General features: G+C 69.6%; 17 protein-coding genes. 2 read left to right on the top strand and 15 right to left on the bottom strand.

Going from position 1 to position 20861, the window contains the following annotated elements:
• Nucleotides 1–375: 375 nt before the first annotated feature.
• The 12 genes from QMZ26_RS20255 to QMZ26_RS20200 all read right to left on the bottom strand — a co-directional run bounded on the left by QMZ26_RS20255 (nucleotide 376) and on the right by QMZ26_RS20200 (nucleotide 12316).
• Complete coding sequence (locus QMZ26_RS20255) at nucleotides 376–984, bottom strand: YbhB/YbcL family Raf kinase inhibitor-like protein (RefSeq protein WP_283222499.1); 609 nt, start codon at nucleotides 982–984, stop codon at nucleotides 376–378.
• Between the two features lie 11 nt (nucleotides 985–995).
• Nucleotides 996–3068 carry a tetratricopeptide repeat protein gene (locus tag QMZ26_RS20250; protein WP_283222498.1) on the bottom strand — a complete coding sequence of 691 codons (2073 nt, stop codon included), beginning with the start codon at nucleotides 3066–3068 and terminating at the stop codon, nucleotides 996–998.
• Between the two features lie 56 nt (nucleotides 3069–3124).
• Nucleotides 3125–4159, bottom strand: coding sequence for an alpha/beta fold hydrolase (locus tag QMZ26_RS20245; protein ID WP_079224659.1), 1035 nt, complete (start codon nucleotides 4157–4159; stop codon nucleotides 3125–3127).
• A gap of 7 nt (nucleotides 4160–4166) precedes the next feature.
• Nucleotides 4167–4958, bottom strand: coding sequence for a lysophospholipid acyltransferase family protein (locus tag QMZ26_RS20240; protein WP_079224657.1), 792 nt, complete (start codon nucleotides 4956–4958; stop codon nucleotides 4167–4169).
• A gap of 172 nt (nucleotides 4959–5130) precedes the next feature.
• Nucleotides 5131–5964 (bottom strand): MBL fold metallo-hydrolase, encoded by an 834-nt coding sequence (locus QMZ26_RS20235; protein ID WP_283222497.1) that lies wholly within the window; start codon nucleotides 5962–5964, stop codon nucleotides 5131–5133.
• Complete coding sequence (locus QMZ26_RS20230) at nucleotides 5951–6973, bottom strand: NAD(P)-dependent oxidoreductase (protein WP_283222496.1); 1023 nt, start codon at nucleotides 6971–6973, stop codon at nucleotides 5951–5953. Before QMZ26_RS20230 ends, QMZ26_RS20235 begins: the two co-directional genes overlap by 14 nt.
• Nucleotides 6973–7992, bottom strand: coding sequence for a 3-oxoacyl-[acyl-carrier-protein] synthase III C-terminal domain-containing protein (locus QMZ26_RS20225; protein ID WP_283222495.1), 1020 nt, complete (start codon nucleotides 7990–7992; stop codon nucleotides 6973–6975). The genes QMZ26_RS20230 and QMZ26_RS20225 overlap by 1 nt, the downstream gene beginning before the upstream one ends.
• Before the next feature lie 5 nt (nucleotides 7993–7997).
• The gene (locus QMZ26_RS20220) at nucleotides 7998–8432 is read right to left on the bottom strand and encodes a hotdog fold thioesterase (protein WP_079224649.1); all 435 of its coding nucleotides are present in this window, start codon (nucleotides 8430–8432) and stop codon (nucleotides 7998–8000) included.
• 10 nt (nucleotides 8433–8442) lie between these two features.
• Nucleotides 8443–10530: a phospholipase D family protein gene (locus tag QMZ26_RS20215; RefSeq protein WP_283222494.1), complete on the bottom strand. Its 2088-nt coding sequence runs from the start codon at nucleotides 10528–10530 to the stop codon at nucleotides 8443–8445.
• Nucleotides 10527–11156 (bottom strand): YceI family protein, encoded by a 630-nt coding sequence (locus tag QMZ26_RS20210; protein ID WP_200733913.1) that lies wholly within the window; start codon nucleotides 11154–11156, stop codon nucleotides 10527–10529. The genes QMZ26_RS20215 and QMZ26_RS20210 overlap by 4 nt, the downstream gene beginning before the upstream one ends.
• A gap of 4 nt (nucleotides 11157–11160) precedes the next feature.
• Nucleotides 11161–11637 carry a histidine phosphatase family protein gene (locus tag QMZ26_RS20205; RefSeq protein WP_079224644.1) on the bottom strand — a complete coding sequence of 159 codons (477 nt, stop codon included), beginning with the start codon at nucleotides 11635–11637 and terminating at the stop codon, nucleotides 11161–11163.
• Nucleotides 11638–11686: 49 nt separating this feature from the next.
• Nucleotides 11687–12316, bottom strand: a complete 630-nt coding sequence (locus QMZ26_RS20200; protein WP_108745648.1) for a ParA family protein — start codon at nucleotides 12314–12316, stop codon at nucleotides 11687–11689.
• A 123-nt stretch (nucleotides 12317–12439) separates the two neighbouring features.
• On the opposite strand from QMZ26_RS20200, the gene QMZ26_RS20195 reads away from it, so the two are divergent.
• Nucleotides 12440–13924 carry an AAA family ATPase gene (locus QMZ26_RS20195; protein ID WP_079224640.1) on the top strand — a complete coding sequence of 495 codons (1485 nt, stop codon included), beginning with the start codon at nucleotides 12440–12442 and terminating at the stop codon, nucleotides 13922–13924.
• A 521-nt stretch (nucleotides 13925–14445) separates the two neighbouring features.
• Here QMZ26_RS20195 and QMZ26_RS20190 read toward each other — a convergent pair.
• Both QMZ26_RS20190 and QMZ26_RS20185 read right to left on the bottom strand, forming a co-directional pair.
• Complete coding sequence (locus QMZ26_RS20190) at nucleotides 14446–15351, bottom strand: AEC family transporter (protein ID WP_283222493.1); 906 nt, start codon at nucleotides 15349–15351, stop codon at nucleotides 14446–14448.
• A gap of 85 nt (nucleotides 15352–15436) precedes the next feature.
• The gene (locus QMZ26_RS20185) at nucleotides 15437–16072 is read right to left on the bottom strand and encodes a tetratricopeptide repeat protein (protein WP_283222492.1); all 636 of its coding nucleotides are present in this window, start codon (nucleotides 16070–16072) and stop codon (nucleotides 15437–15439) included.
• 168 nt (nucleotides 16073–16240) lie between these two features.
• Between QMZ26_RS20185 and QMZ26_RS20180 the strand changes: the two genes are divergently transcribed.
• Complete coding sequence (locus QMZ26_RS20180; RefSeq protein ID WP_283222491.1) at nucleotides 16241–19927, top strand: indolepyruvate ferredoxin oxidoreductase family protein; 3687 nt, start codon at nucleotides 16241–16243, stop codon at nucleotides 19925–19927.
• 85 nt (nucleotides 19928–20012) lie between these two features.
• Here the strand turns inward: QMZ26_RS20180 and QMZ26_RS20175 are convergent, their stop codons facing one another.
• Nucleotides 20013–20627 carry a DUF938 domain-containing protein gene (locus QMZ26_RS20175; RefSeq protein ID WP_283222490.1) on the bottom strand — a complete coding sequence of 205 codons (615 nt, stop codon included), beginning with the start codon at nucleotides 20625–20627 and terminating at the stop codon, nucleotides 20013–20015.
• Nucleotides 20628–20861 lie beyond the last annotated feature (234 nt).

The following is a 20861-nucleotide window of genomic DNA, read 5'->3' as shown; positions in this document are numbered from 1 at the left end:
AGCGGCCGGCTCTACCCACCACGGAGGGATCGTGCCGACCAACGGTCGGCACCTACCAGAGCGGTAGATCCACGCCATGCGTGGATGGATGCCGACGGGTGGCCGGACACCGTGCGGTAGAGCCGACTGCTGGTCGGCTGGCTTTGGAAATGTGGAACGCAGCCGAGCATGGCTCGGCTCTACAGAAAGCGCAGCCGGCCAGCGGCCGGCCCTACCCGCCACGGAGGGATCGTGCCGACCAACGGTCGGCACCTACCAGAGCGGTAGATCCACGCCATGCGTGGATGGATGCCGACGGGTGGCCGGCTCTACCACCCGGCGCGGTTGCGTAGCGTCCGGAAAGGCAACGCCGGCCAGCGGCCGGCGCTACCTGGGTTACAGCGCGGGGTTCAGCGTGTAGGTACCGTGCAGCGTGGCTTCGGCCAGCACGTGGCCGTGCATGGCGCGGTAGGCATCGGCTGCGGTGAAGCGCTGCGGCAGGTCGAGCGTCGCCACGTCCAGCGCGAACACGCGGAAGAAGTAGCGATGCACGCGTTCGTCGTTGAACGGCGGGTACGGGCCGTCGTAGCCCAGGTAATCGCCGGCCATGTCCGGGTTGCCGGCAAACCAGCCGGTGAAATCGTTCACGCCCTGGCGGCTGCCCGCCGGGCCGGCCGGTGCCGGCTTGCCCTTGGCAACGAAGCCATCGCTGCAGCTGCCCGCGGCGATCTCCTGCACCGAGGCCGGGATATCGGCCATCACCCAGTGCACGAAATCGCAGCGCGGCTGGTCGCGCGGCACGGTCATGTCGGTGCGGCCGACCGTATCCGGCACGGTCGGCACGTCCGGGTCGACGCATACCAGCAGGAACGAGCGCGTGCCATCGGGCACACCACTCCACGCCAGGTGCGGGTTGCGGTCCGGCGCGAAGCCGTCGGCATCACCGGCTGCGAACTCGCGGTCGATCGGGGCTCCGGGGGTGATGCTGTTGCTGTTCAACTGCATGCAATGGCTCCTTACGCTTCGGGATAGCCCAGTCGCACCGCGACCGGGGTCAGCAGATCGAACGCGGCACTCATGACGTCGCGGTAGTGGCGCCAGTGGCCGGCCGGGAAACGCGGCGGGCCGATGCGCTCGGCCGGCGGAATGGAGGTGTTGAACAGCTCCTGCAGCATGCCGGCAACCACGCGCGGGTCATCGCCCACGTCGTCCATGCGCATCAGCAGGTGCGGGTACAGGTCCTGTTCGTGCAGGGTGGCCACCTGGGCCATCGAACGGGCCAGCCATTCCGCCACTTCGGCCACGTTGTTGACCGCGAACGGGGCCGGCGCGCCGTAGGCGATCCAGTCCAGCAGCATGTCGCGCGGGTCGCGCAGCACCACCAGCAGGCGGCCCTGCGGCAGGTGCGGGCGCAGCGACCACAGCAGGGCGTTGTCCCACCACAGCAGCCAGTCGATCACGGTGTCGTTCTGCAGGCCGCGCTTGCGCAGCGAGTCACGCCAGCCGCTCACCAGGCCGTCCGGGCTGAGGTCGCCCGAGGCCAGCTTCTGCAGGGTGAAGTAGTTCTGGAAGGCATCGTCCGGCGGGGTATGGCCGAAGCGGTCGCTGCGCATCACCGGGCTGGCCCCGGTGAGGGTGACCGCCACGCGTTCCACGCCCGAGCCCGGTGCGCCCCACAGGAAGATCGGCGCGGATGCAGCACTTTCTGCATCGACCTCGCCGAGGTCGGGCCAGCTCGGCGGTGCCTTGGCCTGCGGCGGCAGCGGCAGGCGCTGCGCGCTCTGTTCGGCCTGCAGTTCCAGCCAGGTGCGCAGCGCGTCACGCGGCTGGCCGGCCTGGTCCAGGATTTCGCCCAGCCAGGTGCGCAGCTCGATGCGGCGGCCTTCAGGCGCAGTGTCGATCAGGCCCTGCACGTGGGCGACGGCTGCCGCCGGATCACGCGCCAGCAGCGCGGCGACCAGGCGGGTTTCACCACTGATGCGGCCCGGCTCCACGGCGATGATGCGGCGGGCGATCGCCTCCACGGCATCGCCTTCGCCGGCCGCTTCATGCAGGCGCAGGCGCGCTTCCAGGGCAGGCACGAACTCGGGCATGGCCTCGATCCAGCGATCAGCCACGGCCACCGCGCCCGGGCTGCCGAAGCCCTCCGGTGCCAGCCGCGCCAGCCACAGGTGCGGCAGCTGGGTGTGCTCGGCCAGTACGGCGTCCAGTTCGGTGCGGGCTTCTTCTTCGCGGCCCAGGCGCTGCCAGCAGGCCAGCAGCAGCTCCACCGTGCGGCGGTCGTCCGGGTTGGCCTTCAGCATCGGCCGCAGCTGTTCCAGTGCCTGCATCGGCTGGTCGGCCTGCAGCGCGATCTCCGCGCCCAGCCGCTGCAGCGCCGGCGTATCCAGGCCCGGCACCTGCAGCGCCTGCTGCAGCTGCTGGTGGGCGGCCTCGACATTGCCCTGGCGCAGCGCCAGCTGCACCACGTGGCCATGCAGGCTGGTCATCTTCGGGTTGATCTCGATCACGCGTCGGAAGGCCTGCTCGGCGAAGGCCAGCATGTCCTTGGCCTGGTAGGCCGAGCCCAGTGCATACAGCACGCGCGGGTCGTTGGGCATCTGCCGGGCGGCTTCGGACAGCAGCTGCACGGCACGGTCGGCGTCGTCGCGGTACAGGGCCACCATGCCCTGCAGCGCCATCACTTCCGGATGTTCCGGCTCCAGCCTGGCGGCCATCGTGGCCTGCCGCGCGGCGGTATCGATGTCGTTGCGGCCGATCGCCAGATGCGCCTGCATCAGGTAGGCCTCGAAGGCGTTCGGGTTGAGTTCGGTGGTGCGCAGCAGTGCTTCGTCGGCGCCTTCGAAGCGATGCTGGGCGAGCAGCAGGCCGGCCTGCTGCAGGTGCAGCTGTGCATCGTCCGGGGCCAGCTGCAGTGCCTGCTGCAGGGCTTCCATTGCGGCTTCGGGCTGGTCCTGCTGCTGCAGCGCAAGCGCCAGCCAGCGGTGGGCCTGGGCCTGGCCGGGTTCGTCGTGCACCCACGCCTGTGCCAGCTGCACGGCCTGTGCGGCATCGTTCTGGCGCAGGGCCTGGAGGATCTGGTCTTGCATGGCAGTCCGCTTCAATGGCAAACCCGCATTGTAGCGGGCTGCGTGCCGGCGCCGGTTCAGCCCGCCAGCACCCGCTGCAGGCGCTGGGCCACCCAGCGTTCGGAGAAGCCGTCGCCGCGCCAGTTTTCCAGGAACCCGCAGTGGCCGCCCCAGCAGGCGGTTTCCAGCCGCGCCTGCTGCGGCAGCTGCCAGTTGCTGAAGGTGGAATAGGGAATGACCGGATCATCCTGGGCCATCAGGATGTCGGCCGGCACCTGCAGGGTGGACAGGCGATCGCCCGCGATCGAGTAGCCATCAAAGTACGCCTGCAGCGAGCCGAAATCGGTATGCCGTTCCACCAGCCACGCGGTCAGCGCGCGGATGTCCAGCTTCAGCACGCGGTCGTCGCAGTCGCTCAGTTCGGGGAACAGGTCGCGCTTGCGGCGCAGCGAGCCGGCCCACTTGCGGCGGAAGTACCAGTCGTACATCGCCGGGCCGCTCTCGATGCTGTCCATGGTCAGCGCCGGGTCCAGCACCGGGCATACCGAGGCCACCCGCTGCAGCGGCACGCCGGCCGCCGGCGCGCGCAGGGCCAGGCGCAGCACGAAGTTGCCGCCCAGCGAATAGCCCGCCGCCACCAGCGGCAGGTCCGGCCAGCGCCGGGCGATGTCACCGGCCGCCTGCACCACTTCATCGATGCGGTTGGAGTGGAAGATGCCGGGGTTGAGGTGGTGGGTGTTGCCGTGGTCGCGGAAGTTCAGCCGCACCACGTCGAAGCCCTGGTCGATCATGCGCGCGGCCGCCATGCGCATGTAGCTGGATTCGGCGCTGCCTTCCCAGCCATGCAGCAGCAGGGCCATGCCCTTCGGCTCGCGGCCTTCGATGTGGCTGTGCCATCCCTGCAGGCGCACGCCGTCGCCGCCATCGAGGATCAGTTCTTCACTGACCGCACCGGTGGCGGCCAGCAGCAGCAGGCCGCGCTGGAGGCGCATGCGGCTGGAGCTGAGCATGGACTGCAGGTGCGGATTGCGCAGCCAGCGCGGCGGCTGGTAGTCAGCCGCATGCAGCGTCGGCGTGCCGGCGTCCAGCAGGGGTGGCGGGATCAGTGCCACCGCACGCTCACTCCCCGCTCATCGCCGCCACGATGCGCGCGCGCGAGGTTTCCGCGATGCGTCGACGGCCTTCCAGGTCCTGGGCACCGATCGGTGCCAGGAAGTGCACTTCCGCACGTCGCGCCGGCTCACCGAGCAGGCGCAGGAAATTGGCGAAGAAACTCTCGCCCGGCCCGAAGGCCACGATGGTCTGGGCATCGCCACCGGTGCCGTAGACCAGGGCCACCGGCTGCACCGGCACGCCGGTTTCAACCGCGGCCTGGAAGATGCGCGCATGGAACGGGCCCACTTCGTGGCCGCCACGGGTACGCCCTTCCGGGAACACGCCCACCGCCTTGCCATCGCGCAGGCGGTCGGCCATCACCTGCATCACCCCACCGAGCGACTCGGTGTTGCCACGCTGGTGGAAGATGGTCTGCCCGCGCGCGGCCAGCCAGCCCACCACCGGCCAGCTGGCGATCTCGCGCTTGGCGACGAAGCCCATCATGCGCTGGCTGTGCAGGATGGAGATATCCACCCAGCTGACGTGGTTGGCGACGAACAGCACCGCGCCCGGCAGCGGCGTGCCGATCTGCGCCAGGCGGAAGCCGAAGATCCACATCAGGCCGCCCTGCCACCAGTTGACGACCTTGGCACCGAAGGTGGCGTCGCCCACGCGCAGTTCGCCCCACGGCGGAAGCATGCCGATCAGGATCAACGGCAGGAACACGAGGATGTGGACCAACAGCAGCGGTACGCGGTACAGGTAACGGCACACACGCGCCACGCCGCCACGGGGGGCCGGAGTGGGGGAAGTCATCCGCGCACGATACCGGAGGGCTGCAGCGGCTGCCAGCCGATTCTGGCCATAAGTCCTATTGACCGCGGCCATGGGCGGGAACACGGTGTCCTGTTGGCGGGGCTGTTGGCGGGCTTGTAGCGTCGAGCTTGCTCGACTGGCCGGGCCTGACAACAGTCGAGCAAGCTCGGCTCTACCGGTTGGCGGGGGGCCGCCACAGGCCGCAATGGGCCGGCACCAGCTGCAGGTCGCTGACCTGGCGCTGGGTGTGCTGCAGCCGCTGCAGGGTCTGCCGGTAGGTGGCGGTGTGGCCCAGCAGGGCGGTGACCAGGCGCGGTGGTGGCACGCCATCGGTGATGGCAGCGCTGGACCAGGCCGCGTCGGCCACCAGGAACACGGGTCGGCCATCGGCACCTTCGAACAGCAGGCCATGCTGGCCCACCGCGTGGCCGGGCAGCGGTACCGCCAGCAGGCTGCGGTCACCCAGCACGTCGCGTCCGCGGCCAAAGGCATCGAAGGGGCGCGGCAGGCCGACCTCCGGCAGGCTTTCCAACCAGGCCATGCGTGGCGCCGCATCGCGGGTCAGCGCCGGCAGCAGGCCCACGCTGAGCGCGCGCAGGCGCCCGCGCGCGGCCTGGTCCTGCCACGCCGCGCGCGAACACAGCAGCGGCACCCCGGGGAAATCAAGCACGCCACCGACGTGGTCACCATGCAGGTGCGAGAGCACCACCAGGCCGATGTCAGCCGCGGCGATGCCGCGCTGCTGCAGCTGAGCGCGTACGCTCTGGCCTGGGCCCAGGTGCACCGGCGTGACCCAGCGGTAGAGGCGCTCCGGGAAGCGCGCGGTGGCCTGCAGGAACGCATCCGAGTAGCCCGTATCGAACAGGATCGGCCCGCGCTGCGGGTGGTGCAGCAGGGCCACCAGCGCTGGGAATTCGCAGCGGTGCCAGCTGGCGCCCTGGCGGACGGCGCGCTGCGGGTGCACGCAGTGGCCGGCCTCGATCAGTTCCCACTCAAGCCGTGCCATCGGTGCCCCCGTGCTGGTTGCAGGCGTGCTGCTTCCAGTGCGTGGCGAAGGCCTGCAGGGCCGCCTGCACGCCGGTGCGCGGGTCGTAGCCCAGGTCACGCCGCGCCGCGCTGATGTCCAAGGTCTGCGAGTAGCCCAGCACGCCCACGCCATAGCGGGTCAGGCGCGGCTCGGGGCGCCCGGGCCGCAGGCGGGCCGCGGTCTCGGCCATCCCCGCCGCTGCCAGTGCCAGCGTGCGCGGCACCGTGCGCAGGCGCACCTGCAGGTCCATTGCCTCGAACAGGCCGTTGACCAGCGCATGCACGTGCAGCGGCGTGCCGGCACTGATGTTGTAGGCGTGCCCGCTGCAGCGCGCATCGGCCTGCAGCGCCAGGACCACCGCCTGCACGGCATCGTCGATGGGGGTGACGTCGATCAGCGCGCGGCCGCCGTGGATCAGCGGGAAACGACCGCTGGCGGCCACCGCCAGCAGGCGCGGCAGGATCGCGCGGTCGCCCGGCCCGAACACCGCGCGCGGGCGCAGCACCACGGTGTGCAGCCCCTGGCGTGCGGCAGCGGCCACGGCCACTTCCGATTCCCATTTGCTGCGGGCGTACTCGGTGATCCAGCGCCGTGGCGGCTGGAAGCGCTCATCCAGACCGTACTGGTCGGCGAAGCGGAAATAGATGCTGGGCGACCCCAGGTGGACCAGGCGGGCGACGCCGGCCGCCTGTGCGGCCTGCAGCAGGCGGGTGGTGGCCAGCACGTTCGCCCGCTGGAAGGCGGCCGCCGTGCCCCAGGGCTGCGACATCGCGGCGCAGTGCACGACCGCATCGCAGCCCTGCAGCAGCGGCCCCAGCGCATCGTGGGCGAGGTCGGCGCTGGCGGTCTGGATACCGTGCGCGGCCAGCGCCTGCAGCCGGCGCGCATCGCGCCCGCTGCCACGCACCTGCCAACCCTGCGCCGCCAGCGCGAGCGCGACATGCTGGCCGATGAAGCCACTGGCGCCGGTGACCAGGACCGTGCGCATCAGTAGCGCAGTACCGCGCCGCCCAGCGCCAGGCCGGCGCCGGTGCCGATCAGCAGGGCCTGGCCGCCGCGCGGCAGGCGACCGTCGATGAGCGCCTGGTGCAGGGCCATCGGCAACGACGCTGCCAGCTGGTTGCCGTGCTCGCGCAGGATGCGCACCAGCCGCTGCGGCGGCAGGCCCAGCACGCGCTGCAGGTGGTCCAGGGCCTGGCCGCTGGCCTGGTGCGGCACGATCACGTCGCACGCGTCCAGCGCGGTGCCGGCGCTGTCCAGCAGATCCTGCAGGAAGCCGGGCAGGCGCCGCGCGGCTTCGCGGTACAGCGCCTTGCCCTGCATCTGGAAATGATGGGCCGCGCGGTAGGCATCGATATCATCGAACAGGCGCATGCCGGTGCCACAGGTCGGCACCTGGCACAGTCCGGCGCCGTCGCCATAGGTGCGCAGGCGGGTCGCCAGCAGCGCCGAGGCGTGGCCGTCGGCGGCGCGTTCAACCAGCATCGCCACCGCGCCATCGCCGAACAGCGGTGCGGTCAGCAGATCGTCCGGGTCGAGGCCGGCACTGGGAACATCGCTGCAGACGATCAGCACGCGGCGGTAGCGGCCCAGCGCCAGCAGGCTGCCGGCCATTTCCAGCGCCACCACGAAGCCCAGGCAGGTGGCGTTGACGTCGAAGGACGGGATGCCGCTGTCGCCCAGGCCGAGGGCGCGCTGCACCAGCACGGCCTGGCAGGGAATGGCCTGCTCCATCACCCCGCAGGCGGAGACGATGCAGTCGATATCGGTGGCAGCCAGCGCGGCCTGCTGCAGGGCCTGCCGTGCCGCCTGTGCGCCCATCCACGAGGCGCGCTCATCGGCTGCCGCATGGCCGCGGCTGGCCACGCCACTGTGCCGCTCGACCCAGCCGGCCGGCTTGTTCCAGCGCCGGTCGAACTGCTCCGATGGCACGCGCTGGCGTGGCAGGTAGGCGCCGCTGGCGATGATCCGCAGCGGCAGCGCAGCAGGGGCAGCCGGGCCAGGCATCGGCCTCAGCCGTGGCCTGCGGCCACCACCGCCAGGGTCAGCCGCGAGATGCACACCAGCCGGCCCTGTTCGTCTTCAATGCGGATTTCCCACAGCTGGGTGCTGCGGCCCACGTGCACTGCACGCGCGGTGCCGGTGACGGTGCCGCTGCGCACGGCGCGCACGTGGTTGGCGTTGATCTCAAGGCCCACGCAGACCTGCTTGCCGGTATCCACGCAGAGATTGCCGGCGCTGCTGCCCAGGGTCTCGGCCAGCACCACCGAGGCGCCGCCGTGCAGGATGCCGTACGGCTGGCGGGTGCGCTCGTCGACCGGCATGGTGGCCTGCAGCCAGTCATCGCCGGCGGCGGTGAAGGTGATGCCCAGGGTATCGATGGCCGTGCCACGGCTGAGCGTGTTGAGCTGGTCGATGGAGACGGCTTCGCGGAACACCTGGGTCATGCGGGTACCTTCAGAGAATGGGGACGAGGCCGGCGCCGAATGCCGTCAGCATGCGCACCAGCAGCCACTTCGGGCCGACGTTCACTTCGGGGAAATCACCGACGGGGACGTAGCAGCGGTGGAAATCCGGGCTCTGCCGCGGCAGCGGCTGCGGGCAGTCCACGCCGGGCTGGAACTCGTAATCGGTGGCGTAGCGCCACGGCCAGAAATCAAGGATGGGCAGCGCCTCTGAGGCCTTGCCCACGCTGTAGTTCAGCCCGGACAGCACCGGCGGCTTGGCGCGCGGCGCCACCGTCCAGGAGTTCTGCGGGTGGGTATCGCGCAGGATGCTCTGCGCCAGCTGTTCGGCGAACACCGGGTCATCGATGATCACCGCGCCTTCGGTGTTGTAGTTCTCGCTGCGCGGATCGAAGTTGTGCGTGCCGACCACGCCGATGCGGCGATCGACCACCAGCGACTTGGCGTGCAGGCCCATGCGCGCGCCCTTGCGGGTGACCGGCAGCGGCTTGTTGACGGCCTTGCTGCCCAGGAACGACGGCCGCGTCTCGGTACGCAGCAGGCGCGTTTCCACTTCGCTGCCAGCGGCACGGCGGCGCGCGCGGCTGTTTTCGTAGGCGCTGCCCAGCCGCGGGTGCTCCACTGCCGGGCGCGTGTCCTGCGCGTCCACGTCATCGCCTGCGGCGGCCAGCGGGGCCGGTGCCGCGTCATCGCCGCCCCCGGCATTGCTGCCGGCCGCACTGCCGCCGATCAACGGGTTGCGCACGCCCTGGCCGGCCGTGGCGCTGCCACCACTGCCCAGCGGGTCGGGCAGCAGGTTGCGGTAGTCGACCGGCGCATCCAGCGGGAACGGCTTGTATTCGAAGATGTTGAAGCCCAGTTCGCGCATGTTGCGCCGCTTGTACTTGTACGACAGCGCATACACGATCGGGTTGTCGGTGGCCGCCAGGCTGTTGCTGGACACCACCACGCGCGGCGGCTCCGGCCGCTTGCGCAGCTCGCGGAACAGCTTCTGCGCCGGCTTGGACAGCACCAGGTAGGGCGTCTGCAGGATCACTTCCTTCTGCGCGCCGGAAATGAGTGCATCCAGCTGCGGTTCGGTGACGTGCTGCCCGGCCAGCGGTGCATCCGCGCGCTCGCGGCGGTGCTTGCGTGGCAGGTCGGCCACATAGCGCACCGAGTGCACCGGCAGCGCGGTATCGACGAACGAGCGGGTGACGAAATCGCTGTCGTTGGCCTCCTCGCTGACCCGCTCCACCCGCTCGGGGCGGCGGAACTGCGCCGGCGGCATGGCCGGCACGCCCTGCTTGAGCAGCGTACGGCCGACATCGTTGAGGCGCTCGGCGGGCACGCTGCGCGGCGCACGCCAGAACGCATCGAAGTTGGCGGCCATCGCACGCGCTTCCGGGCCGGCGATCAGCACGTCGCGGTCGCGGAAGTTGTACTCGCGGTCCCAGTCGTAGTAATCGTCCTGGTAATTGCGGCCGCCGACCACGCCGATCGCGTCGTCGATGACCAGCAGCTTGTTGTGCATGCGCTGGTTGAAGCGGCGGAAGCAGCACAGCACGCTGCCGGCATAGTCGAAGTAGTTCAGCCGGGCCTTGCCGAAGGTGGGGTTGTAGACCCGCAGTTCGAAGTTCTGGTGGGCGCCGGACAGCGCCCCCAGGATCTCCAGGTCGGAAATCGCCGAGAGCTGGTCGATCAGCACCCGCACCTTCACCCCGCGGCGCGAGGCGGCCAGCAGTTCGTCGATGACCAGCCGGGCGCTGTCGTCCTTGTCGAAGATGTAGGTCTGCAGGTCGATGCTGCGGGTGGCACTGCGCAGCAGGTTCAGGCGGGCGACCAGGGCGCCCTCGCCTTCATCGAGCAGGGTGGCGTAATGCAGCGGCTGCGCTTCGGTCGATTCGCTGAATGCGCGGCCGGCCAAGGCCCGCAGCGGCGAATCCTGCGCGCAGCGGTCGGCGCGCTGGCAGTCGACCTGGGCCGAACGGGCCTGCACCGCGATCGCCTGGGCACGGTCGCGCTCGGCGTGCGACAGCGACGCGCAGCCGCTGCCCAGCAACACGGTTGCCAGCGCCAGTACACGCAGCAGGAGGTTCACGGTTTCGGCGCCTCGCTCAGGCGGGCTCGTAGTACGAAGGTCACTCGGTCACTCAAGGCAAGCTGCCAGCTGTCCATGCCGTACCGGCCTCGTTGCACGGTACCGCGGCTGACGACGTCGCAATCATAGCCGGGTCGGGAACATTCCGCTTTCTCCACCCGCAGGGTCTCCGGGTGGCTGACCCCGCGCAGGGTGAGCCGGCCCTGGATGTCGCCGCCGTCACCGATGGTGTCCGGCCAGTAGGGCAGCGAGTCGAACTCCACCGACGGGTAACGCCCGGCATCGAAGAACTCCGGCCCGCGCATCCAGCCGGTGTAGCGCTCCTTGCCCGGGATCTCCACCGAACGGGTGAACATCTTCAGGTGCACCTGGTGGCGGCCATCGGACAGCACTTCGACGCGCCCGTCGAAATGCGGGAACAGCCCTTCGATGCGCTGGCCGAAGCGGGTGCGCACCTCGAAGCCGATCCGTGAACGCTGCAGGTCCAGGTGCAGCACGCGCGCCGACGCGGCCGACGCCAGTGCTTCCACCGGCGGCAGCGGCGTGGGCGGTGGCGGGGCAGCCCAGGCCGGGCTGCAGGCCAGCAGCACCGGCAGCAGGCAGCGGCCGGGCCGTGCCAGGATCATCGACTCACGGCCACCAGAAGGCGTTCAGGCTGGCCACGCCCGGCTCGATCGCCGCCTCGCGCGGGAACCCGAGCACGGCCACGGCAGCCGGCGGCATGCCCCGGTAATCGCTGCTGGTGCCTTCGGTCATCAGCGCCACCAGCCGTTCCAGGCCGGGGTTGTGGCCGACGATCAGCACCCGGTCGAGGTCACGGCGCTCATCCACGAGCGCGGCCAGGGTGCCGGGGGTGGCTTCGTAGATGCGGTCTTCGAGGCGCTTTTCCACGTAGCCGATGGTCGCCAGCACCGCTTCCAGGGTCTCGCGGGTGCGCCGCGACGGCGAGCACAGCACGCAGTCCGGCAGCAGGTTGTTTTCCTTCATCCACTTGCCGGCCGCCTCGGCTTCGGCAAGACCCACCGGCGACAACGGCCGATCGAGGTCGGCCTGGCCGGGGGTGGCCGGTTCGGCATGGGCATGGCGCAGCAGGATCAGTTCACGCATCGCGAGGTTCCATGAAAGTGAGGGTGCAGTAAAACGGGTGACGTACGCGTCACAGCTTCAACCAGGCCAGCAGCGGCTCCCAGTCGGCCTGGTGCTCGCGCACCTGGGCCGAGCGGTAATCGAACAGGCTGCGGCCGAGGCCGGTCATCACCACGTAGCTCTGGCTGTCGCGCAGCTGGGCCACCACCGGGTAGGGCCACTCGCCCAGCATCTGCAGCGCCTGCTGCGAGGTCTGGGTCCACGGCTTGGTGCGGTTGAGGACCAGGCCCACCGGCAGCTTGCGGCTGTGCACGCGCGGGTTCTGCGCCAGGCTGTTGAGGAAGCCGACGATGGCTTCGATGTCCAGCGCCGAGGGCAGCACCGGTACCACCACGGCGTCGGCGGCATCGAGGAAATGGGGGATATCGTCGGCCAGCGCGCCGGCGGGTGCATCGATGATGACGGTATCGGTGCCGTCGGGCAGCTTCTGCGCCCACTGCTTCTTTCGATATACGTCGATGGGCAGGACGGCGCTGTCCAGCCCGGCCCGGCGCTGCGCCCAGCGGGTGCTGGAGCCCTGCGGGTCGGCATCGGCGATCACCGTGGCCTTGCCCTGCAATGCCGCGTAAGCGGCCAGGTGGGTGGCGACGGTGGTCTTGCCCACCCCGCCCTTGGAACCGGCCACCAGGATCGTCTTCATGCCAGCCTCGCTTCCGGGTACGTGCCCCGAGCGTACACCGCCGATGGTGACGGAAGGTAGAGACGGCCTGAATCAATCTGCCACGGCTTTGCTATCGTGGCGCCCCCGAAGGATCGAACCGGCATGAGCGAACTGCAGGACCTGAGCGCGTTGATCCGCGCCAATACCCCCCTGATCGTGATCGAGACCCAGGACGAGGCCCGCATCGTCGAACTGTTCCGTCAGACGCTCATGCACGTCTGGCGTGCCCTGCACCGCTGGTCGATCACCGAGGGCCTGCGCCGCATCGACCTGGAACGCGAGGACGATGCGATCGGCCCGCCCGATGCCAGCGCCGCCCTGCAGATGATCCGCCAGGCCGAACAGCGCGGCATCTACCTGCTGCTCGATTTCCACCCCTACCTCGGCTACGCCAGCCACCAGCGTGCGCTGCGCGACCTGATCCAGCGCCGCCACAGCCAGCCGCACGTGCTGGTGCTGATCGGCGCCAAGGTCGAGCTGCCGGCCGAACTGGAAGCGCTGGCGGTGCGGTTCAACCCGCGCCTGCCCGATGCCAACGCCCTGCTGAAGATGCTGCGCGAGGAGGCCGACGCCTATGCCCGCGAGCATGGCGGCCGGCGCGTGGAAGTGGACAGCGAAGCGGTCAAGAAGATCCTGAAGAACCTGCAGGGCCTGAGCCTGGTCGATGCCCGCCGCATCGCCCGCCAGCTGATCTATGCCGATGGCGCGCTGCGCGACGACGACCTGCCGCAGCTGGCGCGGCTGAAGTTCGAGCTGCTCAACCGCAGTGGCCACCTGTTCTTCGAACATGACAGTGCGCGCTTTGGCGACGTGGCCGGCGCCAACCGGCTCAAGCGATGGATCAACCAGCGCCGGGTGGCCTTCATCGCCGGCTCGGCCCCGGCCGGGCTGGACCCGCCGCGCGGCATGCTGCTGCTGGGCGTGCAGGGCTGCGGCAAGTCGATGCTGGCCAAGGCCACCGCGGCCGGCTTCGGTGTGCCGCTGCTGCGCCTGGACGTGGGCGCGCTGTACAACAAGTACCACGGCGAGACCGAAGCCAACCTGCGCCAGGCGCTGGCCTCGGCCGAGCAGCTGGCCCCGTGCGTGCTGTGGATGGACGAGATCGAGAAGGGCTTGGCCAGCGGTGGCGACGATGGCGGCGTGTCGCGCCGCGTGCTGGGCCACCTGCTGACCTGGATGGCCGAGCGCAAGGCGCCGGTGTTCATCGTGGCCACCGCCAACCAGGTGCACGAACTGCCGGCCGAGCTGCTGCGCAAGGGGCGTTTCGACGAGATCTTCTTCGTCGACCTGCCGCCGCCGGACGTACGGGTGGAGCTGCTGCGGCTGCACCTGGGCCGGCGCCAGCTCAACGCGGATGATTTCGCCCTGCCGGCGCTGGCCGCGGCGGCGAACGGGTTTTCCGGCGCGGAGATCGAGCAGGCGATCGTGGCGGGGCTGTATTCGGCGCATGCCGAGGGGCGGCCGTTGGATACCGAGCTGCTGATGACCGAGATCCGCGCGACGCGGCCGTTGTCGGTGTTGATGGCCGAGCAGGTGGCGGCATTGCGCGAGTGGGCGTCGGGGCGGACGGTTTCTGCGGACGACTGAGGGGTTGTTTCCGGCCAACGGCGGAGCCCCTCGTGGCTGTTGGTTGGTGGGGTCGACTGTTAGTCGACTGGCGCTGCGAGAGGGCCGGGCGGGTAGGCCGCGCGGGGGACGCCGTGAATCCGTCCCTGGAGGCTTGTGAGCGCCATCCATGGCGCTCGCACCCCCGCGCAACCTACCCGCCCGACCCCTGACAGTTTCCGTGTGCGGTCAGCCACGGAGAAGAAAAGAAGAGCAAGAGCAGAAGCCGGTCGCTTCGCTCATGTGCCGACCAACGGTCGGCACCCACCAGAGCAGAACCTGGATCGGCACCCACCCACAGCCGCGGGAAACTGTCGAAGGCGGGGTGGGTCCGGTTGAGGGGGTGTGAGCCGCATGGATGCGGCGACCAAGCCTACATGGACGTATTTACGGCGTCCCCCTCAACCGGACCCACCCCGCCATCCCACGGAAAGCCAGCTTTTGACGTTGCCGTTGCCGTGGCTTGAAGCGGGTGCAGGGCTGCAAGCCCTGCAGATGAACCATCACCCCAGTACCCACATCCACGCCGGCAGCGTCACCAGCGACAGCACGATCCCATACCCCACCAGCGCCGCCGCCAGCCGTGGCGCCAGCCGGTGCGAGATCGCCAGCGCGGCAGCGGTGATCATCGTCGGCATCGCCGATTCCAGGACGTTGGCCTTCAACATCAGGCCCTGCATGCCCAGCGCCCACGACAGCGGCAATGCCAGCGCCGGCAGCACCAGCAGCTTCAACAGCAGGCCCACCGCCAGCGGCCGCAGCTCCTCGCGGCGCAGGCGCAGCTGGATCGACAGCCCCACCGCCAGCATCACCAGCGGCAGCATCGCATCGGCCAGCTGCTTCAGGGCGGTACCAATCCACAACGGTGGCTGCGCCGGCATCAGCACCAGGGCGAACAGCAGTGCCCACAACGGGGGGAAGCGGCCAATGCGGGCCAGCACCTGCAGGGCGGTCGGCGGGCGGTCGCCGCTGTAGCGCGCCAGCACCAGCAGGCCAAAGGTCGACAACAACAGGAAGGTGCCGAACTGGTCGTAGACCACGGCATAGGGCAGCGCCGCATCGCCCAGCAGCGCACGCACCATCGGGTAGCCGATGAAACTGGAGTTGGCCAGGGCCACGCAGATCAGCAGCACCGCGTGCACGTCGCGGGCGAAGCCGAACACGCGGGTCGCCAGGCTGACCAGCGCCCAGGTCGCCAGCATCAGCAGCCACGGCGTGGCCATCAACCCCAGCAGGCTGGCATCCAGCTGCAGGCGCGGCACGTAGGTCAGCACCGCCGCGGGCAGGCAGACGTACAGCACCACCTTGTTCAGCGTCTCGGCGGCGTTGTCCGGCAAGGCGCGCAGGCGGGCGAACAGCATGCCCAGCCCGAGCATGGCCAGGATCAGGGCGAAGGCATCGAAGGCCATGGGCATCTCCCCCTCAGGCAGATGCCTGCGACCTTTTCGATTGTGCGATGCAGCACCGCAGGCGGCAAGCGCCTGCGGTCGTGGCTCACGGCCAGGCCGGCGGCGCCGCGGCCCAGGCCTGCTGCACTTCAGCCAGGCTGGCCCGCTCATCATCGCGCCAGCCCGGCAGCAGCTGCGCATAGCGGCTGCTGTCGCTCCACTGGCTGGGCTCGGTGCGCACGGCGGCGGCATACCACTTCACCGCTTCCTGCTGCTGGCCGGCCCGCCACAACGCCAGCGCGTAGGTCGGCGGAATCCAGGCCGCGTTGCTGCGCAGGTTGTTGGCCACCGATTGCCACTGTTCCAGCGCAGCCAGTGCCTGGCCCTGGCGCAGCAGGTCCCAGCCGTAGTTCCAGCGCACGCTGCGGCCCAGGCTGCTCTGCACGGGGGCTTCGGCCAGGGCCTCGCGGTAGAGCTGCTCGCCCAGCTCCGCACGGCCCTGCGCGATGGCCACCGAGGCCAGCTGCACCGAGGCCTCCAGCGTCTTGCGCCCACGCTCGCGCTGCTTCAGCAGCTGCGCGACCAGGTCTTCGCCGCTGCCGGCCACCACGATGATCGGCGCGGCGGCAGCATCATTGTCGAAATAGAACTCCTGCGGTACCGGCAACGCCGGTGCGGCCCACGCGCACGCCGCGCCCGAGACCAGCAGCACGCCGGCCACGAACTTTCCTGCAACTGACATCGAAAATCCCCCAGGTTGAAACACCAACCTCCCCTCTCACCCCGATCCTAACCCCAGCACGGCCACCGATGCGAGTGCCGGGCCTTCCGGGCCCCACTGTTACAATCCGCGCCTTTCCCGCCGCGTGCCCGCACGCGGCCGGTGCCAGCCGATCCTACCGGGCCAGCCATGACCAGTACCGCGCAACTCACTTCGCCCTCTTCCGCCGACCTGATCGACCGTGATTACACGCTCGACCACAAATACACCCGCAACGAGGGGCGGATCTACCTGAGTGGCGTGCAGGCGCTGGTGCGGTTGCCGCTGATGCAGCGCCTGCGTGATGCGCACGAGGGCATCGACAGCGCCGGCTTCGTCAGTGGCTACCGCGGCAGCCCGCTGGGTGGCTTCGACCTGGAGCTGTGGCGCGCGCGCCAGCACCTGGAAGCGGCCAAGGTGAAGTTCACCCCGGGCCTGAACGAGGACCTGGGCGCCACCATGGTGTGGGGCACGCAGCAGACCAACCTGTTCCCCGGCGCCAACGTGCAGGGCGTGTTCGGCATGTGGTATGGCAAAGGCCCCGGCGTGGACCGCTGTGGCGACGTGTTCAAGCATGCCAATGCCGCCGGCACCTCGCGATACGGCGGCGTGCTGGCGCTGGCTGCCGATGACCATGCCTGCCGCAGCTCGACCCTGCCGCATGGCAGCGAGGACGAATTCGTCAGCGCGATGATGCCGGTGCTGAACCCGGCCGGCGTGCAGGACATCCTCGACATGGGCCTGCTGGGCTGGGCGATGAGCCGTTACACCGGCCGCTGGGTTGGCTTCAAGACCATCGCCGAGACGGTGGAATCGTCGGCCTCGGTCGAGGTCGATCCGCTGGCCCGGCGCATCGTGCTGCCCGAAGACTTCGACATGCCCGGCGGCGGCCTCAACATCCGCTGGCCGGACCCGCCGCTGGACCAGGAAATGCGCCTGCACCGCTATGCGGTGAAGGCCGCGCAGGCCTTTGCCCGCGCCAACGGCATCGACAAGGTGGTGATGGACGCGCCGCGCGCGCGGCTGGGCATCGTCACCACCGGCAAGAGCTACCTGGACGTGCTGCAGGCGCTGGAATACCTGGGCCTGGACGAAGCGGCCTGCGCCGACATCGGCATCCGCGTGTACAAGGTCGGCATGACCTGGCCGCTGGAGCCGGAGGGCATCGCCCGCTTCGCCCAGGGCCTGGAAGACATCATCGTGGTGGAGGAGAAGCGCGCCTTCATCGAGCGCCAGATGAAGGAACAGTTCTTCAACTGGCCGGTGAGCTGGGGCCAGCGCCCGTCCATCGTCGGCAAGTACGACGAAAGCGGCGAGTGGATCCTGCCGTCCACCGGCGAACTGACCCCGGCCACCATCGCCGGCGTGATCGGCCGCCGCATCCAGAAGTTCTTCAACAACGAATCGATCGAACAGCGCCTGCAGTGGATGCAGGAAAAGGAAGCCGAGCTTGCGTTGCCGCGCGCCAGCTTCCCGCGCGTGCCGCACTACTGCTCGGGCTGCCCGCACAACACCTCCACCCAGGTGCCGGAAGGTTCGCGGGCGCTGGCCGGCATCGGTTGCCATTACATGGTGACCTGGATGGACCGCAGCACCGACACCTTCACCCACATGGGCGGTGAAGGCGTGACCTGGGCCGGGCAGGCGCCGTTCACCGACACCGCGCACGTGTTCCAGAACCTGGGCGACGGCACCTATTTCCACAGCGGCTCGCTGGCGATCCGCCAGGCGGTCGCCGCCGGCGTCAACATCACCTACAAGATCCTCTACAACGATGCGGTGGCGATGACCGGCGGCCAGCCGGTGGACGGCCCGCTGAGCGTGCCCGACATCGCCAGGCAGATGCGCGCCGAGGGCATCCACACCATCGTGGTGCTGTCGGACAACATCGGCAAGTGGACCGGCCAGCGCGAGCATTTCCCCAGCGACGTCGAGTTCCACGACCGCAGCGAACTGGATGCCGTGCAGAAGCGCCTGCGCGAAGTGAAGGGTGTTTCGATCCTGATCTACGAACAGACCTGCGCCACCGAGAAGCGCCGCCGCCGCAAGCGCGGCAAGCTGGAAGACCCGCAGAAGCGCGTGCTGATCAATTCGCTGGTCTGCGAAGGCTGCGGCGACTGCGGCAAGAAGAGCTTCTGCGTGTCGGTGCTGCCGAAGGAGACCGAGTTCGGGCGCAAGCGCGAGATCGACCAGTCCAACTGCAACAAGGACTATTCCTGCGTGAATGGTTTCTGCCCGAGCTTCGTCACCGTGCACGGTGGCCAGCCGCGCAAGGGCAGCAAGCGCGATGCCTCCACCCTGCTGGACAACCTGCCGGCGCCGACCATCCGCGGCACGCTGGAACAGCCCTGGAACATCCTGATCACCGGCGTCGGCGGTACCGGCGTGGTGACCATCGGCGCGCTGCTGGGCATGGCCGGCCATCTGGAAGGCAAGGGCGCGACCGTGCTCGACCAGACCGGCCTGGCACAGAAGGGTGGCGCGGTGACCACGCACATCCGCATCGCCCGCCGCCCGGACGACATCCACGCCGTGCGCATCGCCGCCGGTGAGGCCGACCTGGTGCTGGGCTGCGACATGGTGGTGGTGAACGATTACTGGGCGCTGTCGAAGGTGCGTGCCGGCCGTTCGCAGGTGGTGCTCAACACCTACGAAGCAATGCCGGGCACCTTCACCACCCGCCCCGACATGCAGTTCCCCGCCGCCGACATCGTGGCCGGCGTGCGCGTGGCGCTGGGCGGCCAGGAACCGCTGCAGCTCGACGCCACCCAGCTGGCCACCGCGCTGCTGGGCGATGCCATCGCCGCCAACCTGTTCATCCTCGGCTACGCGTGGCAGCAGGGCCTGGTGCCGCTGTCGTTCGACTCGCTGATGCGTGCCATTGAACTGAACGGCGCGGCCGTGACGATGAACCAGCAGGCGTTCGCCTGGGGCCGCCTGGCCGTGGTCGACCCGCAGGCCGTGCAGCAGGCGGCCGGCCTGGTGCGCAACCGCCACACCGATACCGAATCCACCCCGGGCCCGCTGCACCCGCTGCCGCCGGGCGAATGGGAAGGCAACGAATGGGGCGCCACCGCCGCACCGCGCAACACCGCCGACGAACGCGAACTGCGCGGCCTGCCCTCGCACGGTGGCGATGTAGCCTTCCTGCCGCTGGACGACGCGCGGCTGTCGCGTTCGCTGGATGAAATGATCGAGCGCCGCAGCGCGTTCCTGGTCGAGTACCAGGATGCTGCCTATGCCAACCGCTACCGCAGCCTGGTCGAGCGCGTGCGCGCCGCCGAGGCCGAGCGCATCGGCGGTTCCACGGCGCTGACCGAGACCGTGGCCCGCTACCTGTTCAAGCTGATGGCCTACAAGGACGAGTACGAAGTGGCCCGCCTGTACACCAGCGGCGATTTCCAGCGCCGCCTGCAGCAGCAGTTCGAGGGCGACTACCAGCTGCGCTTCCACCTGGCACCGCCGCTGTTCGCCAAGAAGGATGAGCAGGGCCGCCTGCTGAAGAAGGAATACGGCCCGTGGATGTTCAAGGCCTTCGGCCTGCTGGCGAAGCTGAAGTTCATGCGTGGCGGCCGCCTGGATGTGTTCGGCCGCACCGAAGAACGGCGCATGGAGCGCCAGCTGATTGCCGATTACGAGGCGACCGTGCAGATGCTGCTGGACGGGCTGGAGGACGATCGGCTGTCGCTGGCGGTGGAAATTGCCAGCGTGCCCGAGCACATCCGCGGCTTCGGCCACGTCAAGGAAGCGCATTTCGCGCAGGCCAAGGCGCGGGAAGCGGCGCTGCTGGCGCAGTGGCGCAACCCGAAGGCCCTGCACATCGTGCAGGTGGCTTGAAGGCCGCAGAACCGGTAGTGCCGGCCGCTGGCCGGCATCCCTCCAGGCAATCGGTTGCCGGCCAGCGGCCGGCACTACCCGCGGTTCAGCCCAGGCGCCACAGCAGCAGGCGGTTGTTGGCCGGCATCGCCACGTCGCGCAGGCGGGTGAAGCCGTGGTCCTCGGCCAGCGCCTGCACCGCTTCGCTGTCGCGGATGCCGCTGCGCGGGTCGCGCGCCTTCAGCCAGGCATCGAACTGCGCGTTGCTGTCGCTGGTGTAGCGGCCGCCGTAGTTGAACGGGCCGTAGACCGCCAGCAGCGCACCGTGGCGCAGCAGGGGCGGCAGCGCGGCGAACAATGCCTGCACGTGCTGCCAGCCCATGATGTGCAGGGTATTGGCACTGAACGCTGCATCGAACGTGCTGCCTGCGGGCAGCGTCAGGCCCGCTGCGGGCGGCAGTTCCACCTGCAGCGGCACCGGCGGCAGCAGGTTGAGCAGCGCGGCCTCGGCGCGCCAGGCCTCGATGCCGGGCAGATGATCCGGGTGGTCGCTGGGCTGCCAGCGCAGCCACGGCCAGCGCTCGGCGAAGAAGGCCGCGTGCTGGCCGGTGCCACTGCCGATCTCCAGCACCCGATGCCGGTCGCCCATCCACGGGTCGAGCGCGGCCGCGATGGGTTCGCGGTTGCGTTCGCAGGCTTCTGAATACGGCTTGCTCGACATCGGGGAACGTCCAGGCGGGGTCGGCCCATTGTGCACGAGGGGGGTGTTCTGGGCAGGGCTTGCAGCCCTGCACCTGCTTCAAGCCACAGCAAGGTCAACGTCAACGACGGGCTTTCCGTGGGTTGGCGGGGTGGGTCCGGTTGAGGGGGACGCCGTAAATACGTCCATGTAGCAACTGTGTTGCCGGAGGGGCGCCAGCCCTTCCGGCAGACGGACACGGTAGTGCCGGCCGCT

Source organism: Stenotrophomonas sp. PFBMAA-4, assembly GCF_030053215.1.
Taxonomy (GTDB): domain Bacteria; phylum Pseudomonadota; class Gammaproteobacteria; order Xanthomonadales; family Xanthomonadaceae; genus Stenotrophomonas.
This window is presented reverse-complemented; position numbering and strand designations above follow the sequence as displayed.

Bases quoted from the DNA above. Each gene is read 5' to 3' on its own strand.
- QMZ26_RS20190 (WP_283222493.1), bottom strand. From the start codon at position 15,351: ATGGCCTTCGATGCCTTCGCCCTGATCCTGGCCATGCTCGGGCTGGGC.
- QMZ26_RS20235 (WP_283222497.1), bottom strand. From the start codon at position 5,964: ATGGCACGGCTTGAGTGGGAACTGATCGAGGCCGGCCACTGCGTGCAC.
- QMZ26_RS20185 (WP_283222492.1), bottom strand. From the start codon at position 16,072: ATGTCAGTTGCAGGAAAGTTCGTGGCCGGCGTGCTGCTGGTCTCGGGC.
- QMZ26_RS20255 (WP_283222499.1), bottom strand. From the start codon at position 984: ATGCAGTTGAACAGCAACAGCATCACCCCCGGAGCCCCGATCGACCGC.
- QMZ26_RS20240 (WP_079224657.1), bottom strand. From the start codon at position 4,958: ATGACTTCCCCCACTCCGGCCCCCCGTGGCGGCGTGGCGCGTGTGTGC.
- QMZ26_RS20195 (WP_079224640.1), top strand. From the start codon at position 12,440: ATGAGCGAACTGCAGGACCTGAGCGCGTTGATCCGCGCCAATACCCCC.
- QMZ26_RS20205 (WP_079224644.1), bottom strand. From the start codon at position 11,637: ATGCGTGAACTGATCCTGCTGCGCCATGCCCATGCCGAACCGGCCACC.
- QMZ26_RS20225 (WP_283222495.1), bottom strand. From the start codon at position 7,992: ATGCCTGGCCCGGCTGCCCCTGCTGCGCTGCCGCTGCGGATCATCGCC.
- QMZ26_RS20210 (WP_200733913.1), bottom strand. From the start codon at position 11,156: ATGATCCTGGCACGGCCCGGCCGCTGCCTGCTGCCGGTGCTGCTGGCC.
- QMZ26_RS20220 (WP_079224649.1), bottom strand. From the start codon at position 8,432: ATGACCCAGGTGTTCCGCGAAGCCGTCTCCATCGACCAGCTCAACACG.
- QMZ26_RS20175 (WP_283222490.1), bottom strand. From the start codon at position 20,627: ATGTCGAGCAAGCCGTATTCAGAAGCCTGCGAACGCAACCGCGAACCC.
- QMZ26_RS20200 (WP_108745648.1), bottom strand. From the start codon at position 12,316: ATGAAGACGATCCTGGTGGCCGGTTCCAAGGGCGGGGTGGGCAAGACC.
- QMZ26_RS20230 (WP_283222496.1), bottom strand. From the start codon at position 6,973: ATGCGCACGGTCCTGGTCACCGGCGCCAGTGGCTTCATCGGCCAGCAT.
- QMZ26_RS20180 (WP_283222491.1), top strand. From the start codon at position 16,241: ATGACCAGTACCGCGCAACTCACTTCGCCCTCTTCCGCCGACCTGATC.
- QMZ26_RS20250 (WP_283222498.1), bottom strand. From the start codon at position 3,068: ATGCAAGACCAGATCCTCCAGGCCCTGCGCCAGAACGATGCCGCACAG.